This window comes from Maridesulfovibrio pacificus (SeqCode) (genome assembly GCF_048612815.1).
GTDB lineage: Bacteria > Desulfobacterota > Desulfovibrionia > Desulfovibrionales > Desulfovibrionaceae > Maridesulfovibrio > Maridesulfovibrio pacificus.
This window is the reverse complement of record NZ_JBLZNE010000001.1, coordinates 667,865-685,103: the sequence shown is the minus strand read 5'-3', so window position 1 is coordinate 685,103 and position 17,239 is coordinate 667,865. Positions and strand designations below refer to the sequence as shown.

Below are 17,239 nucleotides of genomic sequence, written 5' to 3'. Positions count from 1 at the left end.
CCTGTCCCCTGAACCGGAATTGCTAAAAAAGAAGCCTAGTCAACTTCTACGTACTCACCATTTTTCACCTGATAAACAGCGAAACCTACACCGATTGCATCCCCTTTGGCATCGAACTTAATCTTACCGACAGGAGTTTCAACTTCGTTGGTGCGCAGAGCTTCAACGATTTTGTCGTAATCAGTGGACTTGGCGTTTTCAATAGCCTTGAGCAGGGCCAGAGCTGCGGAGTATGCTTCAAAGTAGAAAGCACCGGGCTCAGCGCCGTAATGGGAATCTTTGTACTGCTTGAGGGCAACCTTATACATGGGGTTACCGGTAATATCCTGAGGACCGGTTGCGTATACACCCTCAGATGCATCGCCTGCGATGTCGATAAAGGTCTGAGCCTTAACACCGTCGTCGGAAAGGAAGGGGATGGTCATTTTCTTTTTACGCATCTGGGAAACAACCTTGGATGCTTCAGGATGGTAACCACCGAAGATAACGCCGTCAGCGCCGGAAGCCTTAACTTTCTGTACTACAGCGGAATAATCCACAGCACCGGGGGTTACGCCTTCGAAAAGAACAGGCTCAACACCTTTTTCCTTGATGTACTTCATAGTGTACTCAGCAAAGCCCTTACCGTAGTCACCTTTATCATGGATGATAGCAGGCTTTTTGAGACCGAGTTTTTCAATAGCAAACATAGCTGCCAATGCACCCTGAGCGTCATCTGAAGCGATGGTTCTGAAAAAGTTGGGATAGTCGCCGCTTAAGGTCAGCGAGGGGCTGGTTGCGGAGGGAGACATGCAGACCAGACCGGAATCTTTATAAATGGGAAGAGCGGCCTTGGTCGGACCGGAACAAATATGACCGAGAACAACGTTTACCTGATCGGAAAGAAGCTTCATAGCCGCGTTGGTGGCGAATTCAGGTTTGCACTGGTCATCCTGAAGAGAAAGAACAACCTGCTCACCATTCACACCACCGGACTCGTTAATAGACTTAACTACGAGCTTGGCAGCTTCAACAGTGGGAAGGCCGTAGGAAGCGAGGTCGCCACTATGGGCACCGGGAACACCGAGAACAATTTTGCCTGCTGATGCAGAACCGAAACTACCGATGGTCATCATAGCTGCGACCAGCAGAACCAGCAATGAACGTTTCATCATAACACTCCTTGACTGCGTTGATTTGGGCCGTTCGAGCCCGGTTACCTTATTCACCTGCGTAACAACTCGTGAATCGCCACAAGAAGAAAACGTGAATAACCCTATCATGTTAATACAGCTGTTGAAAACAACTGACTACGACAATTCATTGATTAATCCCTGCGAATGTCCAGATCCGGCAAGACGGACATATCAAATTGCGAGAATATCAACTTGTCTTGCAGTATTAATTACCCAGCATTGAGCAAACTTGTCAACGTTTGCCTGAAAATCACGAATAAAGTAAACCAAATTAACTTACTCGTAAAAAAATAGTCTGTTTTGGTGCTTTTTTTACCCTCCCAAAAATATAATATTCGGAGCAAACACTCACCGAATACTTTTTAAGCAAAATTACAACCGAACAAAACGCAAAAACAAAAAAAGGGAACCCGTTTTTACGGATTCCCTTTTTCTAATTCTTATTTACTAAAACTATTGCTCTGCGTGAGCGTCCCGTTTCAGTTCTTCTTCAGCGCGTTTTTTCATTTCAGGCGAAGATTTGGGATTGTCTACAATCTGCTTCAGCTGTGCATCAGCTTCTTCGTGCTTATGCAGATAGTATTTTTTCACGATAGCAGCATTAAACAGGGCCATAGAGTCATCAGGGGTAATAGCCACTATCTTGTCAAAAACCTCGGCAGCTTTTTCAAACTGTTCAGCCTGATAGAAGCACATACCCAGCCCCATCAAAGCCTGTACATTTTTCGGCTCTACGCTGACTACTTTTTCAAAGAAAGTCTGTGCGCGTCCATAAGCCCTGATCATCATGAATGAATTAGCAAGTTCAAGCTGAATTTCCATGTTCTCAGGATCCTTGCCCATACGTTCCATGAGTTCACGAACATGCTTCATGGCATCTTCGCTCATTCCCTCACCCATGCCTCCGGGCATTCCGCCACCGCTGCTGCGCTGCTGGAATTCAACCTTATTGCCGGGATGACTCATACGGTAAGTAAGAGATGAAACAAACAACGCAACAAGAGCTAAGCCCAGTAGCCAGACAACAGCTTTCTGTCCTCCGCTGAGGGTAAAGTCTTTGAGTGATTTACTTGTCATTATCGAGCATCTCCATCTGCCTGATACGGCGGTCCATGGATGCACCCTTGGCCGCGATAAATGCCAGATAGCCGGCAATAACGACCCAAACAGCAACATTAGCAATCAGAAGATATGTTTCACTGTTCATTATATATGTACTCCTCGCCTCCGGCGGCTCAAACCACTCAAAAAGGGTTTAAGAATCCCAAACTTTTTCAGTAAAGGCTTGCCGCTTCGTATGGCAGTTTAGTCATTTAATATTAATCTTGGTCCCAGACCATTTTTGCATCCAGTTGACCGGAAAGCCTTACCTGACGATAACGCACTGCCAACAGGACCAGCCAGAACAGACCGAATGCAGCAATGTTGACAATGAGAGTAGTCAACATTTCAGGCTCCATTCCGCCGCCCTTTGCACCGATTACGTTGGGATGCACACTTCTCCAGAGCCGCGCAGAGTAAAAAACGAGAGGGACATCTACAAATGCGACAACTCCAAGAACCGCACAAACAAGGGAACGACGTTCAGCCGACATGGGGGAAGTCCTGAGCACAAGATAAGCAGCATAGACAAACCACATAATTAATGTAGTGGTCAGCCGCGGATCCCATGTCCACCAGACGTTCCATGCCGCCCTGCCCCAAATGGAACCGGTTACAAGAGCAAGACCGCTGAAGATTACTCCGATCTCGGCAGCAGCTCCGGCAATGTAATCAAACTTTATATCACGTTTCAGCAAATACGCCGCACTGGCGAGGAAAACCACGAAAAAACTGATCATGGCCCACGCCGCCATTGGCATGTGGACATAGAAAATCTTCTGAACAAGCCCCATAGTCATTTCAATGGGTGCATACATCCAGATAAGATACTGCCCGGCACAGAGTGCTACACCAGCCAGCAGTGCTGCGATTGCAAGGTTCATTTATAAACTCCGTAAGCTATATTAACCGGCCAGCCTACTGCTCGCCGCTGTATACAAAAGGAAACAGGATCAGGCCCGCACCACTGAACAAAGCCGAGGCGGCAAAAATGATGCCCATCCACGAACTTTCGTCCATAAGGTTAACTCCGGAAAATACCGAAGTCATCAATTGTATCGCTCCGAGGAGGATAGGCAGCAGCAGGGGAAAAAGGATCACTGAAAGCAGTGATTCCCTAGCGGCCTGCCCCTGGGAGATTGCACCAAGCAATGCCCCGAGCGAAACCAATCCCCAGTCAGCAGCCAGAAGGGTTACAGCAAAAACTGCAAATGATCCCTTCATATCCTGACCAAGAAACACAATTGTAGCCGGAAGGAATACAAGCTGAGAGCAAAGCAACAGCCCGAATCCGGCAAGACCTTTTCCGAACCAGACAGCGTGAAGCGGGACAGGCGATGAAAGCAGTCCCAAACGCGCTTCGTTTGATTCTTCCATTGAAAACAAAGTGTTAAAAACCAAAACCAGTCCGAAGGAAGATGCCAGCCAGAAGATGGCCGAAGCAGCCTGCGGCTCAACCAACTGCCCAGCCGGACGCGATAAGCTGAAAACAAAGATCAGCAAAAGTCCGAGAAGAACAGCCTGAGTCAGCCCCTGTCCTCCGCCTATGGATAGGCGCAGGTCTTTGGCTGCGATTGTCAATCCACGCTTAAGCATTCTCCCCTCCCAATACGGTTTCAGGGACGAATTCAGAAGCAGCTCCAAGGTAAGCCATTTTACGTCCGGCCAGTCCAAGAACCCGGTCAGCCAGTGCAGTATCATGGTTCACATCATGACTGATCCAGACAATGGCAGTCCCACGGTCACGCATGGCTACAACTTCATCACGAAGTAAAGTGAGTGAAGCCTGATCAAGCCCTGTTCCCGGCTCATCCAGAAAAAGAAGATCCGGATTTACGAGGAATACACGAGCCAGATTCAAACGCTGGGCCATACCCCGTGAATAGGAACCGGCTTGCTCTTCGGCTGCACGTTCCAGCCCAACCCTTTTCAGCAGAGCCATCAGCTCATCACGGGAAGGTGAAAGGCCGTACATAGAAGCCCAGAATGAAAGGTTCGCCACACCGCTAAGACGCGGATAAATAAAGGTGGAATGCCCGAGATAAGCGGTCTTTTCCGGCTCAGTCAAAATCTCCGCAGCCCCGGCCGAAGGCCTTGAAAGCCCGGACATGATCTTGAGCAGAGTTGTTTTACCCGCACCGTTACGCCCTACTACGAGAAGAATTTCCCCGCGCAGCACATCGCAACTGACATCCTTGAAAATCAACCTTGTTCCAAAGAACTTGGCCGCCTTTCTAACCTTAAGAGCTATACTTTCCTTCTCAACCACTTTAACCCGCCTAAGTCAGTTTCGGTTTTCTAAAAGCCATGAACCCGAACAGGCACATTAAAGTACCGCCGATCCAAAGCCAGTTAATAAGCGGATTAAGGCTCATCTTGAATGTGGCATTGCCTTCAGCATCCACACTCAACAAAGTAGCGTATATTTCGCTGCCGAGGCTGGGAATAACTGAAACTTCAGCAAAAGGCTGCTCAAAGTTACGGTAAAGCCTGCGCTCAGGAGCGAGCAGACCGATAAACTTTCCGTTCTCGGAGACTTCCACAATCGCGGAAATCTTCGCCATTTCAGGAGTCTGGCCTTCGGTCAGTTTTTTATAAGTCATTGTGTATGTTCCAAGCTGGACGCTTTGGCCTTCCTTGATCACATACTGATGCTCGATTTTGTTGGGGCCGGACCAAGCCACGCCGAGGAATACAAGCGCTACACCGAAATGCAGACCGTAAACACCGATCATGGAACGGACTTTACGCAACTGCGGGATAAAGACGAAAACGCCAATGATTCCCACCAAAGATGCAATAGCCGCAGCACTGGTAATCAATCCGAGGGGATTGTGGAGGCCGCATGCATAACTGATAGCACCGCCACCGATGAAAGCTCCGCCGACCAGATACAGTCCACGCTTGTCAAAGATACCTTCTTTCCAGTTATACCAAGGGCAAACCGTAAAAATGAGAATGATCAAGCTGAACAATGGCAGACAGACCCGGTTGTAGAAACGGGCATCAAGGCCGATGGGGTTAGCACTCCACATCTTGCTGATCACAGGCCACATGGTACCAAGTCCGACCACGAGGCCGAGGCCGAGGAAAGCCCATGCTGCTACAACCAACATACCCTGTCTGCTATTCAAGCCGGAAAGGGTTCTGAACTCAGGACGTGGACCGGCAAAAAGAACTGCCAGCATAATACCGAGGAAAGAAAGCTGAAACAGCAGCAACGGCAGCCCGACTCCGTTCTCACCATATGCATGCAGGGACTGCACGACACCGGAGCGCACCAGATAGGTAGCAAAAATACAAAGCAGCAAGGTCAACGCCATCAAAAAGACATTAGTCCGCTGAAGCGCCTTACGCTTAATCTGGATAATGGCTGTATGCATAAAAGCGGAAGCACTTAGCCAAGGAATGAGGGATGCGTTTTCAACGGGGTCCCATGCCCAGTATCCACCCCAGCCGAGTTCCATATAAGACCACCAGCAACCAAGAACGATTCCGGCAGTAAGGAAAATCCAGGCCAGAATGTTCCAGTTACGACAAAAGGAAACCCAGGACTTAAGCTCGCCGGAAAGGTACGCCGCAAGAGCCAGAGCCGCAGGGCTTGTAAAGCCTGCATAACCGAGGAACAGCAGCGGCGGATGAAAAATCATACCGGGGTTACGGAGCAACGGGTTCAAACCGCGTCCATCTGCAGGAGTGGGAACAAGTTCCATAAAAGGATTAGACCAGCTGGTCAGCAGAAGCAGGAAGAAGGCCTGCACCACCATGAAAAACAGCCAGTAGTAAAGCCTTGTTTTTTCGGAAAATTCCTTAAAAAGAGGGAGCCTCGAAAAGATTACGCCCATAATTGCAATGGAAAGCATCCAGAAAAGCAGGGAACCGTCAGCTCCTGCCCAGAATGCTGTAAGCGTATAAAAAATGGGAAGTGTATTATCTACGTATTCGTAAATGTATTTAAATGAATAATCTCTGTTAACAAGTGCTATGGTCAAAATGACACTGGCACCAGTAACCAAACCGGCAATAGCCATATTCGCCTTGTCGATAAGGTCCAGCACACTTCTCTTGCCCGTAAGCAGGGCCAAGCATGCATAAGCACCCGCCCCCAACGCCGCAAGCAGGGCGATGAGGAGCAAAAGGTTAGCAAATAGCTGCATATTATATTTACTCCATTACGGATAAAATCTTTATAAAAACGGCAACTTCAAGGCAAGAACCTTGAAGTATAACCACAGGGATCACCCCTCGCGGTTTTCCTTTTCGTACTTGGAAGGACACTTGGTAATCAGGGAAGTGGCTTTGAACAGCTTATTACCGCCGACAAATGATCCCTCTATAATAACCTCAACCCCTTCCTTAAAGGTATCAGGGACGGCCCCCTTGTAATCAACGCGGATAGTCCCGGTATCTTCCTTCTGATCCTTAAGATCAAAGGCAACACCGAGTCCTCCAGCCTTAGTCTCAATATTCTGAGGCGCAACCTTACCAAACAGCCTTGCCTGTCCAAGCTCGGCTTCATCCATAGCAAGGGCCTCTGAAACATTAAGAAAATACACGCTGTCCTGAGAAACACCTGAATAAATCAGATACCCCAGTCCACCGAGAAAAAGGATCAAGGCGGCAATATAAACGCCTTTTCCACCTTTCTTGGCCATCTCGTACTCCGTTTTATTTCGAAACGTCAGCGGAAGCATCTTCCTTGCTGACGACCAGTTCTTTTCTTCTCCTACGGGCAAGTTCGCGCATGTCTACGACCTGATCAGTCTCGTCCACAATCTCGCTACCGAGGATCTCTTCCATAACATCTTCAAGGGTCACAACCCCTGACATTCCACCGTATTCATCCAGAACCACAAACAGATGCATGCGGCTTTCAAGGAATTTCACCAAAAGCTTATCCAAAGTGATGTTTTCCAGAGCAAAACGCACCGGCTTCATCAACTCGGAAAGCTTCACATCGTCATGGTCATCCGCAAGCGCTTCAAAAACGGAACGCCTGTAGATAACCCCGACAATATCTTCGGAATCTTCCCCTTCATAGACGGGAATACGGCTGTGAGGCCATGCACTGTATTTGGCATGCGCCTCAGCTACGGTCATCTCAGCAGGAAGAGAGAACACAACAGTCCGGGGGGTCATAATTTGCTCAACAATCTTGTCGTCCAACGACAAAATGTTAGCAATTGAGAGGGCTTCATAAGGTTTAATCGCCCCGGATCTCCTGGTCAGGCTGACCATAGCTCTTATATCCTCTTCCGTGGCCTGCGGTCCTTCCCCCTTCCTGTTAACAAGGCGGGAGAAGATACTACAGATCCAAATAACCGGAAGAAAAATCCAAATTAAAATTTCCATGGGTCGGGCTAAAACCCGTCCCAGAGGTTCACAATAAACCACACCGATGGTCTTTGGCAGAATTTCGGAAAGAACAAGGATAATAATTGTGAAACCGAGCGTGAACCAAGGCAGGGTTTCAACACCGTAAACAGAAGCCCACGCAGCCCCGGCAAAAGCGGCTCCGGCAGTATGGGCAACGGTATTAAGAGTCAGAATTGCAGTGATGGGACGATCTACATTAGAGCGCAGTCTATGCAGGATCGCTCCGGACTTATGTCCTTCCTTACGCAGGGTTTCAATCCTGCTCCACGGGAAGGAATAAAAAACGGCTTCACTGACGGAACAGTAAGCAGAAATAAGTGTAGCTACACTGACGGAAAGTATTAATTCCAGCATTAATTTTTGAGTTAAAGTTATTGAATGACGCCATCCGGCATCTATTTGATACTGGCATCAGTATCAGAAGGCAGATAGTGGCGCAATAGAAATAGGGAGACCTGAAGCCTTAATCCCTACGGTTTTGCTACAAAATAAATTTATAAGTTAAAATTAGCAAGAGTTCAAACGGTTAGAGTGAAAAAAATAATCATTACTCCCCATTCCGAACAAGATAAAAAGACATTGACCTTTTGAGTTTCGCCATTAAAATATGCGCGCGATGACAAACACAAATCACAAAGTAGTATTCAGGCTAAGCGCCCTAGGGGACGTAGTGCTGACAACTGGCGTAATTGAGTATTGGGCACAAAAGTACAACTGCACCTTCACAGTTATTACCAAAAGTTCCAGCAGCCCTGTATTAGAAAATAATCCTCATATAAAAAATGTCATCAGCCTTGAGAAAAAAGACCTTGGTGATCTGGCTTGGGTAAAAAAAGCCGGACAGATTGCCGCCGAGTATGAAGGCTGTGAACTCATTGACCTGCACTCCACTCTGCGTTCCAGAATCCTTGCCGCACGTTGGAAAGGAAAGGTATCCCGCTACAACAAATTTTCCCTTGAACGCCGTATGTTCAAGATGACCCGCTCTGCCAAGCTGAATTCCAAGCTTTCGGAGCTCAGGGTTACCCAGCGTTATGCCTCAGCCCTTGAAGACAACATCCCGGATACATCTGAACTTATACCCCGGATATATCTTACTGATGATGAAAGGGAACTAGCCCGCACACTAATTGATGAGCACGACTTGGGACAGGACTTCATTTCCCTGCATCCATATGCCACCCACCCAGACAAAGCGTGGCCAGAAGAAAACTGGCTTACACTTATCAACAAACTGGATGAGGCTGACATAAAGTGGACGATTATTGGACGTGACGACAATGCTTTTGAACCGCAGTCAGACGGCTGCAACTTTACCAGTCAGTTACAGCTGCGCGAAACATGTGCCCTGCTGGAAAGATCAGCACTGCTGATCACCGGAGACTCCGGCCCCATGCATCTTTCCGCTGCGGTGGGAACCCCGGTAATCGCCATGTTCGGCCCCACTTCTAAGGCTTGGGGATTCTACCCCGCCGGACCGCGTGATGTAGTTCTGGAATCTGAAATGGATTGTCGCCCCTGTTCCCTGCACGGGAAAAGCAACTGCAAAAAAGACCGGGAATGCCTTCGAAATATCACCCCGGAAGATGTGTTTGAAAAGATTTTAGACTTGATGCGCTAACGCGCTTTAGGAATAAATAGATTTCGCCTCCGGCGGCTCGAACCCTTCTGCAAAAGGGTTCAAGACTCCCAAAACATTTTATTAGGGCTTCGCCGCTGCTATTTCCAAAATTTGCCTATCTCAACGGCATATTCATCCATGCACTCGGCAACAGCCTTCGGGACCAGTGCGGATATATCTGCACCCTTCTTCCACTCCTCACGTACAAGAGTAGAACTGATTACAAAATCAAAATCTCCGATAATGTAAATCGACTTTCCACCCTTCATTTGCCAGACATCTTGACCGCTTTCGACCACATCAGGAAAAATACGCATAAGCTCGTGAGACATAGCACCATGATCGGCTTCTGCCCTGCTTACAGCTACAACATTAGCTAACTCGGGAATACTCTGCCAACCCTTCCAAGTAGTGAAAGTCTCCAGCGAATCCTGCCCCATAATAAAATAGAGATCAGCATCTGGATAGCGGCGCGCTGCCTCGCGCAGGGTATCTATAGTATAAGTGGGACCGTTTGCCGAAATATCTATATCGCTGATATCCAAATCGGAGCAGCCCTGCACTGCCTTTTCAACCAGCTCATACCGCAATGCAGCAGGAAGCATTTCGCCCTGTTCCTTATGATAGGGATTACCCGCCGGAACAAAAAGGACCTTATCAAGCCCAAGACGTGTACGTACCCCTTCAGCAACATCAATGTGCGTCAGATGAACAGGATTAAAACTTCCACCGAAAAGACCAATTTTCATATTTCAAACCTAAAAAAATTCCCGGCAAAAGAATAACTCTTTTACCGGGACTAATTTGATCAATTAAAAACTAATTACGAACATCCCAATTACCAAGGAGTACGAACTTAGTTGAGGTAAGTTCAGTCGCTCCCATAGGACCGTAAGAGTGAAGCTTGGAGGTGGAAATACCGATTTCCGCACCAAGTCCGAGCTGCCCGCCATCATTGAACCTAGTTGAGGCGTTAACACCGACCATGGAAGCATCAACTTCGCGGATGAATCGCATGGCATGATCATGGTTCTTGGTCAGGATAACCTCACTATGGTTGGAACCGTAGCGGGAAATGTGATCCTGAGCTTCATCCTGAGTGCTGACAACCTTAACGCAGAGGATAAGGTCCAGATATTCCATACCCCAATCATCAAAATCAGCGGCAATAGCCTTAGGCCCGAGCAGAGGCATAGCGCGAGGACAACCTTTCATAGTCACACCGCATGCTCCAAGCAGAACACCAAGGGAAGGCAGAATTTCCTTGGCAATATCTTCATGAACAAGCAGACACTCAAGAGAGTTACAGGCTGCAGGCTTCTGAGTCTTGGCATTCTTGATGATGTCCATGGCCTCAGGAATTTCACAATCACTGTCTACGTAAATATGACAAACACCTTTATAGTGCTTGAGCACAGGCATGGTTGCCTGAGAGACAACTGCACGAATCAGCCCTTCACCGCCGCGGGGAATGACTACGTCAATGTACTCATCCAATTTGAGCAGTTCACCAACTGCTTCGCGGTCTGTCACTTCGACAACCTGAACAGCCTCAGCAGGAAGATCGGCCTTACCGAGAGCCTTCTGCAACAGGGAAGCCAGTGCGAGGTTGGAGTGAATAGCCTCGGATCCGCCACGCAGAATGACAGAGTTACCAGCCTTGAGACAAAGCACGGCAGCATCAACAGTAACATTGGGACGAGATTCGAAAATCATCATAATCACGCCCAGAGGGATGCGCATTTTACCAACCATAATGCCATTGGGGCGACGTTCCATCTTCTCGATTTCACCAACAGGGTCAGCCTGTCCGGCAACTTCATTGCAGCCCTGAATCATATACTCCAGAACAGATGGGGTAATTTCCAGACGCTGCAAGCGGGCCTGATCCAGACCACGTTCTTTTGCTGCATCGAGATCCTTTTTATTCTCTGCAAAAATAAATTCTTTTTCCTGCTCCAGCAAAGCAGCCAGCTCGATGATGGCCGCATTCCTTGCGGTGCCGTCGGCACAGGCTATTTTTCGGGAAGCTTCCTTGGCCTTTGCGGCCACAGCTTTCATTGCTTCAGAATGGCTCATTATTCCACCTCAAAAACATTTATATTGACTGAAATATTATTTTTTCCGCCGATTGATTCTTTTTGGCTACTAAGGATATTGCAAAAAAGTCAACTACCATTTACCAATGATAGCCATCGGCAGGGGGTTTTGACGTAAAATATGTAAAATTATTTTTTCTTTTTTTGTCATCTTTTTCAAGCACTTTAGCAATAAGTCAAATTTTACGGGACGTTATTTTAAGTTTTCGCTTTTGACCTTTTTGTCAGACTGCATTATATAGCGCACTTCAACTTTGTATAAAATTTTCATGGAGGCTTTCCTTTAAAATGGAAGAACAAAACAACACACAGGACATTCTGAATCAGGTTCACGAATCCACCCCCGACACCCTGCATCCTATCCTCGACTACATTATTAAAAATGGGAAGATGATTGCAGCCGGGATTGCGGCAATTATTCTCATAGCTGGTGGCACCTCCGGGTTCAAATACATGAACCAGAAGAAACTGCTCAAAGCCCAGAGTGAAATGGGAACTATCCTGATCAAGTACAGCGGAGCAAAACAGGCTGAAGCACTTTCTGCTTTTGAAAAAGACGCTCCCGCATCCATGAAGCCCGCAGTGCAGCTCGCCCTCACCAAGGCATGGATGGACGCAGGACGCTATACTGACGCTAAAGCAGTATGGGCCGCGATTGCCAAAACTTCTCCCGAGATGGCACCCGTTGCAGCTCTCGGCCAGGCTAAATGTCTGATGCTTGAAAACAAAGCAGGCGAAGCCGTTACAGTTCTTCAGAAACTGAAAGAGAGCGCAGGCGAAGCTTACGCAGCATCCATTAACAGACTGCTTGGTGAAGCAGCAGAGAAAGCCGGCAACACTCAGGTTGCAATTCAGGCTTATCAGGCATTGCTGACCAGTTCTCCTCAGGAAGCTTCTTTCTTTGAGTTCAAAATCAAAGAACTTAAGGCAAAACTCTAAATTTAACACAGGCTGATCATAAGTGTACGACGGTACACGATAAGCCGCAGAACGGGGCTCCGGCATTAACCATAGGGGCCGGATCCCCGCTGAGACTAAACAGTCGTGCGTTTGTGAACATTCTGTTAACCCCATGACCTAAGGAGCACATTAATGGCTCACCCACTTCTTAAGGACAGTCCGGGTATGAAAAAGCTGCTTCTCGGCAATGAAGCCATTGTCAGAGGCGCAATTGAAGCCGGTATCCAGGTAGTGACCTGCTACCCCGGCACCCCCTCCTCCGAAGTTCCGGACACTTTCTTCCGCCTTTCCCCTGAAGGCGACTTCACTTTTGAATACTCGGTCAATGAAAAGGTAGCACTTGAAGTTGGCGGTGGCGCCACTCTCGCAGGTGCAATGACCCTGACTACCATGAAACATGTCGGTGTAAACGTTGCTGCCGACCCGCTCATGACTTTGGCCTATACCGGTACTCCCGGCGGTATGGTACTGCTTTCCGCGGACGATCCCGGATGCCACTCAAGCCAGAACGAACAGGACAACCGTTACTATGCTCGCCTTGCCGGCATGCCCTGCCTTGAGCCTTCCACCGCTCAGGAAGCCAAGGACATGACCCGCGATGCACTGAACATATCCCGCGAAATGTCTGCTCCGTTCCTGCTTCGCACTACCACCCGAGTCAACCACCTTCGCGGTCCGGTTGAATACGGAGATATCGCCAAGCTTGCTCCTGCTGAAGGATTCAAAAAAAATCCCGCTCAGTTCGTACCAATCCCGGCTTTCGCCCGCAGAATGCATGTAGATCTTCTTGAAAAGCTCGAAAAACTGCGTGAAATGGCGGAAACCTCCAAGTACAACAAAATTTCCGGAAACGGGAAAATCGGTATTGTAGCTTCCGGTATCTGTAGGGCATATCTCGCAGATGCACTGGCTGATACCGGCCTTGCCGACAAATTTAAGCTTCTTGAACTGGGCTTCACCTATCCACTGCCCACCAAGATGATTACCGACTTTATCTCTTCTGTAGAAAAAGTTGTTGTTCTCGAAGAGCTTGAGCCTTTCCTCGAAAATGAAATCAGGATTCTGGCACAGAAAAACTCCATTGCAGTAGAAGTAATCGGTAAAGATAACGCATTGCTGCCGCTGAACGACGAATACTCCACCCTGAACATCACTGCTATTATCCGCGAAGTTCTGGGTATGGAAGCCGAAAAGATCGAAAGCTGTCCCGCAGAAGAAGGGCTGCCCATGCGTCCGCCGAACCTCTGTGCAGGCTGTACTCACCGTGCCGCTTACTATGCAGTGAAAAAAGTATTCGGTCCCGATGCAGTCTGTTCTTCCGATATAGGTTGCTACACCCTCGGTATTCTGCCCCCGCTAAATGCTGCCGACTTCCTGCTCTGCATGGGTTCCTCCATCTCCGCAGGCTCAGGAGCAGCAAGAGCCGCAGGTCAGACCGTAGTTGGATTCATCGGAGACTCCACCTTCTTCCATTCCGGCATCACCGGTCTGGTTAACGCGGTTTTCAACCAGCACGACATTCTGCTGGTGATTCTTGACAACGCGACTACTGCCATGACCGGACACCAGCCCAACCCCGGTGTTGATACAACTATGCTCGGTTCCAACCCTGCCCGGATTGATATGGAAGCCATCGTCAAAGGTTGTGGTGTAAGCGAAGTTCGCACCGTGAATCCGCTGAACCAAAAAGCCCTCACCAAGGACCTTGAAGATCTGAAGGCTATGAAAGGCGTTCGTGTCCTTATCGCTAAGGCACCCTGTCCTCTCTTCGCCCGCAGAACCCTTAAAAAAGCACCTGGACAGACTGCTTATGTAGTTAATCAGACCGAAGATGTGCTCAAGGTAATGGAAGAACTGGCCTGCCCCGCATTTGAAAAGACTGCGGAAGGCGTTGAAATCAATGAAATCCTTTGTTCCGGCTGTATGCTCTGCCTGCAGCTGAGTAAAGATATTAAAGCCCGGAAAAGGAGCAGCTAATGAGTAATAGGTTGCGTATATTCATGACCGGGGTCGGCGGACAGGGAACCCTGACAGCCACCAACCTCCTCGCTCAGGCGGTTCTTGACTGCGGTATCGATGTCACTGCCGGCGAAATCCACGGAATGGCCCAGCGCGGCGGTGTTGTTGAATCCGCACTGCTCATCGGACTGGCCTCCCCTAAGATCGGACACGGAGAAGCAGACGTAATCCTCGGCTTTGAGCCTCTGGAAACACTGCGTGCCCTGCCTTACCTCAAACCCGGCGGCACAGTGCTTTCCAGCACCGAATACGTTCCGCCCCTTTCCGTATGCACCGGAAAAGCAGAAAACACCCCCCTTGAAATTATCAAGGAAAAGGTTGCGACCTGCGCCGGAAAAGCATACTACCTCCCCTGCCAGTCTCTCGGCCTTGAAGCCGGTGCTGTGCAGAGTGGTAACATTGCCCTGCTCGGAGCACTCTGTGCCACAGGATGCATTCCGCTTAAACCGGAACAATTGGCTGAAACAATCAAATCAGCCATGAAACCGAAAATTGCGGATATCAACCTGAAGGCTCTGGAACTTGGAGTGAAGGCAGTATCATAAGTAAATAAATTGACAGCCGCATGTTATCATGCGGCTGTCGATTTTAAAAAACTCTATACTATATCGGGAGGATACTCCCGACGCGCCAACTAAAATTTTAGGCCGGAACCACGGAGCACCATCGCTCCGACAAAGCTGCAATCTAAAAACAGCCTGGACGGCATGAGTAAAGAAATGACTAGAAACGGACTGACGGAACGAGTGGACAATATTTATCTTTCAACTTTGAGTGAAATTCTTGACTCTGTAGCTCCCCATCATGATTTGGAACCCAGCCTCAATGCGATTCTTGAAGTTCTGTCCAAAGATCTCCACTTCCCGCGTGCATTCCTGGCCATTATGGACCCGGAATCGGAAAAGCTGAAGCTTTCTATTACCCACAGCCCAGCAAAAGACTACACCGCCACTTACGCACCGGGCAAAGGAGTTGTGGGTAAAGTATACGAAACGGGTGAATCTGTAATCATCCCCAGAATGTCTGACGATGATCAGATGCTCAATAAGGCATTCAACAGATCTGAAGAAGAACAGAAGGCCCTTTCCTTCATATGCGTTCCTGTAATAAGGACTGATTCAGACGGAAATCAGGAAGTTATCGGCGCGCTGAGCGTTGACTCTCCTATCCTGCCCATGGATAACCTGCATGAGCATAAACATTTCCTCGAAGTTGTAGCAGCCCTTATTTCCAATCAGGTTTCCCGCTTACAAGAAGAAATGTCCTTGCAGGCACAGATGCTTTCGCAAGGAATGATGCCAGGAGCAGTAGATGTTCCTCCTCCGGCTGACTTTGTGGCCACTTCCAAAAGCATGAAACAGGTTCTCCGGCAGGCCCGACAGGTCGGCCCCAGCCGCGCTACCGCCCTGCTTCGCGGTGAATCCGGCACAGGTAAGGAACTTCTTGCTGAAGCGATTCATTCTTGCAGCCCCAGAAGAGACAAACCGCTGGTTAAACTCAACTGCGCGGCCCTGCCTGCGGAACTGGTTGAAAGTGAACTTTTCGGACACCAGAAAGGTGCATTCACCGGAGCTTATCAGAACAAACGCGGTCTCTTTGAAATAGCCAACAACGGAACTCTCTTCCTTGATGAAATAGGGGAACTTTCCCTTGATGCGCAGGCCAAGGTACTGCGCGCAATTCAGGAAAAAGAAATCCAGCGGGTCGGTTCTGAACAGCCCATCGCTGTTGATGTCCGCTTGATCTGCGCAACCCACCAGCCCTTGGAACAACTGCTGCGTGACGGCAAATTCAGAGAAGACCTTTTTTACCGCATCAACGTTTTCCCTGTATTTATTCCGCCTTTGCGTGAACGCCGCGAAGACATCCTTCCGTTGGCTGAAAAATTCCTCGACTTATTCTCCGGAGAATACAGCAAGGAAATCAAGCGTATATCCAGCCCTGCAATCGATCTTTTCACCCAGTACCACTGGCCGGGGAACGTCCGTGAGCTGAAGAACTGCATTGAGCGCGCTGTGCTCATCTGCGAGGAAGAGGTAATCAGAACTTACCACCTGCCGCCGACCCTGCAGACCGCCGAATCAACAGCCACCGACACCTCTCTTTCGTTTGGCGAGGCTGTGGCCAAGTTCGAACAGGAATTGCTGGTCGATTCCCTTAAAAAGGCACGCGGCAACATGCTGCAAGCCGCCAGAGACCTGCGAGTCAGTTACCGTATCGTCAACTATAAGGTTAAGAAGTACAATATTGACGTTAAGAAATACGCAGGCGCTAAAAAGAAAAAATAGAATATGCAAACAGTAAAGCTTGCCGGAAAAGGCGATCTCAAGCCTATCCTTTGCGCAGCTTTAAGTCTGCTGGTTTTAATTATTACGGGTTGTTCCGGTGCGAAAAAAGCACCGGGGCAACCCTTTGTCATTCCATTTGACTCCTCTCATATAACCACCCAAAAGACTCTTTCCGTATCTACCTCACTATCGCCCGATGGCAGCTCAGAACGGGATTTTAAAACTATCACCCAACAGCACTACTACTTTGAAAGTAAAAACTGCACAGCAGAAGTAAGACTGCTCCTGAACCGCAAGGCCACTGTGGACATGCCAGAAATAGGAGACTGGTCGACCGTATCTGTAGGCAGCTGTTTAAGCGATGACCAAGGTGTTAAATGCTACACAGCACACATAGACTGCCATTTGGTACGTATGACCTTCATTCCTACCGGGAAACGCAGCCTAACGGTTATCAGAGTGCGTAATCGCGCCCGTGAGCCGCAAGAACTCTGCGAACAATGGGACCCGCTAAATCTCAGCCCCGACCAAAAGGAAGAAGTAAATACTTTCAACCAAAGTTCTGACTCCCTGTTTAACTTTAAATAAAAAAAACTCCGA

Annotated in this window: 17 protein-coding genes; 6 read left to right on the top strand and 11 right to left on the bottom strand. The window is 48.6% G+C overall.

Going from position 1 to position 17,239, the window contains the following annotated elements; genetic code table 11:
- Positions 1–35 precede the first annotated feature (35 nt).
- The 9 genes from ACNI23_RS03350 to ACNI23_RS03310 all read right to left on the bottom strand — a co-directional run bounded on the left by ACNI23_RS03350 (position 36) and on the right by ACNI23_RS03310 (position 8,006).
- Positions 36–1,151, bottom strand: a complete 1,116-nt coding sequence (locus ACNI23_RS03350) for a branched-chain amino acid ABC transporter substrate-binding protein (protein ID WP_420246767.1) — start codon at positions 1,149–1,151, stop codon at positions 36–38.
- Positions 1,152–1,628: 477 nt separating this feature from the next.
- Complete coding sequence (locus ACNI23_RS03345; RefSeq protein WP_420246765.1) at positions 1,629–2,252, bottom strand: tetratricopeptide repeat protein; 624 nt, start codon at positions 2,250–2,252, stop codon at positions 1,629–1,631.
- Positions 2,242–2,382 carry a CcmD family protein gene (locus ACNI23_RS03340; RefSeq protein WP_015851424.1) on the bottom strand — a complete coding sequence of 47 codons (141 nt, stop codon included), beginning with the start codon at positions 2,380–2,382 and terminating at the stop codon, positions 2,242–2,244. Before ACNI23_RS03340 ends, ACNI23_RS03345 begins: the two co-directional genes overlap by 11 nt.
- Positions 2,383–2,494: 112 nt before the next feature.
- Positions 2,495–3,160 carry a cytochrome c biogenesis protein CcsA gene (gene ccsA / locus ACNI23_RS03335; RefSeq protein WP_420246763.1) on the bottom strand — a complete coding sequence of 222 codons (666 nt, stop codon included), beginning with the start codon at positions 3,158–3,160 and terminating at the stop codon, positions 2,495–2,497.
- A 34-nt stretch (positions 3,161–3,194) separates the two neighbouring features.
- A complete protein-coding gene (locus ACNI23_RS03330) occupies positions 3,195–3,872 on the bottom strand; it encodes a heme exporter protein CcmB (protein WP_420246761.1) in 678 nt (225 codons plus the stop codon).
- Entirely contained in the window at positions 3,865–4,545 is a 681-nt protein-coding gene (locus ACNI23_RS03325; RefSeq protein ID WP_420246759.1) for an ABC transporter ATP-binding protein, read from the bottom strand. The genes ACNI23_RS03330 and ACNI23_RS03325 overlap by 8 nt, the downstream gene beginning before the upstream one ends.
- Before the next feature lie 10 nt (positions 4,546–4,555).
- Complete coding sequence (locus ACNI23_RS03320) at positions 4,556–6,433, bottom strand: heme lyase CcmF/NrfE family subunit (protein WP_420246757.1); 1,878 nt, start codon at positions 6,431–6,433, stop codon at positions 4,556–4,558.
- 81 nt (positions 6,434–6,514) lie between these two features.
- Entirely contained in the window at positions 6,515–6,931 is a 417-nt protein-coding gene (locus ACNI23_RS03315) for a cytochrome c maturation protein CcmE (protein ID WP_420246756.1), read from the bottom strand.
- A gap of 13 nt (positions 6,932–6,944) precedes the next feature.
- On the bottom strand, positions 6,945–8,006 hold the full coding sequence (locus ACNI23_RS03310; protein WP_420246755.1) for a hemolysin family protein: 1,062 nt from the start codon (positions 8,004–8,006) through the stop codon (positions 6,945–6,947).
- Between the two features lie 316 nt (positions 8,007–8,322).
- On the opposite strand from ACNI23_RS03310, the gene ACNI23_RS03305 reads away from it, so the two are divergent.
- A complete protein-coding gene (locus ACNI23_RS03305; protein WP_420246753.1) occupies positions 8,323–9,273 on the top strand; it encodes a glycosyltransferase family 9 protein in 951 nt (316 codons plus the stop codon).
- Positions 9,274–9,371: 98 nt separating this feature from the next.
- On the opposite strand, the gene nadD is transcribed toward ACNI23_RS03305, so the two are convergent.
- Positions 9,372–10,022: a nicotinate-nucleotide adenylyltransferase gene (gene nadD / locus ACNI23_RS03300; protein ID WP_420246751.1), complete on the bottom strand. Its 651-nt coding sequence runs from the start codon at positions 10,020–10,022 to the stop codon at positions 9,372–9,374.
- A 70-nt stretch (positions 10,023–10,092) separates the two neighbouring features.
- Complete coding sequence (locus ACNI23_RS03295; RefSeq protein ID WP_420246749.1) at positions 10,093–11,352, bottom strand: glutamate-5-semialdehyde dehydrogenase; 1,260 nt, start codon at positions 11,350–11,352, stop codon at positions 10,093–10,095.
- Between the two features lie 308 nt (positions 11,353–11,660).
- On the opposite strand from ACNI23_RS03295, the gene ACNI23_RS03290 reads away from it, so the two are divergent.
- The 5 genes from ACNI23_RS03290 to ACNI23_RS03270 all read left to right on the top strand — a co-directional run bounded on the left by ACNI23_RS03290 (position 11,661) and on the right by ACNI23_RS03270 (position 17,227).
- Positions 11,661–12,311 (top strand): tetratricopeptide repeat protein, encoded by a 651-nt coding sequence (locus ACNI23_RS03290; RefSeq protein ID WP_420246747.1) that lies wholly within the window; start codon positions 11,661–11,663, stop codon positions 12,309–12,311.
- Between the two features lie 153 nt (positions 12,312–12,464).
- Positions 12,465–14,309, top strand: a complete 1,845-nt coding sequence (gene iorA, locus ACNI23_RS03285) for an indolepyruvate ferredoxin oxidoreductase subunit alpha (RefSeq protein WP_420246745.1) — start codon at positions 12,465–12,467, stop codon at positions 14,307–14,309.
- Positions 14,309–14,896, top strand: coding sequence for an indolepyruvate oxidoreductase subunit beta (locus ACNI23_RS03280; RefSeq protein ID WP_420246743.1), 588 nt, complete (start codon positions 14,309–14,311; stop codon positions 14,894–14,896). Before iorA ends, ACNI23_RS03280 begins: the two co-directional genes overlap by 1 nt.
- A gap of 174 nt (positions 14,897–15,070) precedes the next feature.
- On the top strand, positions 15,071–16,639 hold the full coding sequence (locus ACNI23_RS03275) for a sigma-54-dependent Fis family transcriptional regulator (protein ID WP_420246741.1): 1,569 nt from the start codon (positions 15,071–15,073) through the stop codon (positions 16,637–16,639).
- 3 nt (positions 16,640–16,642) lie between these two features.
- Positions 16,643–17,227 (top strand): hypothetical protein, encoded by a 585-nt coding sequence (locus ACNI23_RS03270; RefSeq protein ID WP_420246739.1) that lies wholly within the window; start codon positions 16,643–16,645, stop codon positions 17,225–17,227.
- Positions 17,228–17,239 lie beyond the last annotated feature (12 nt).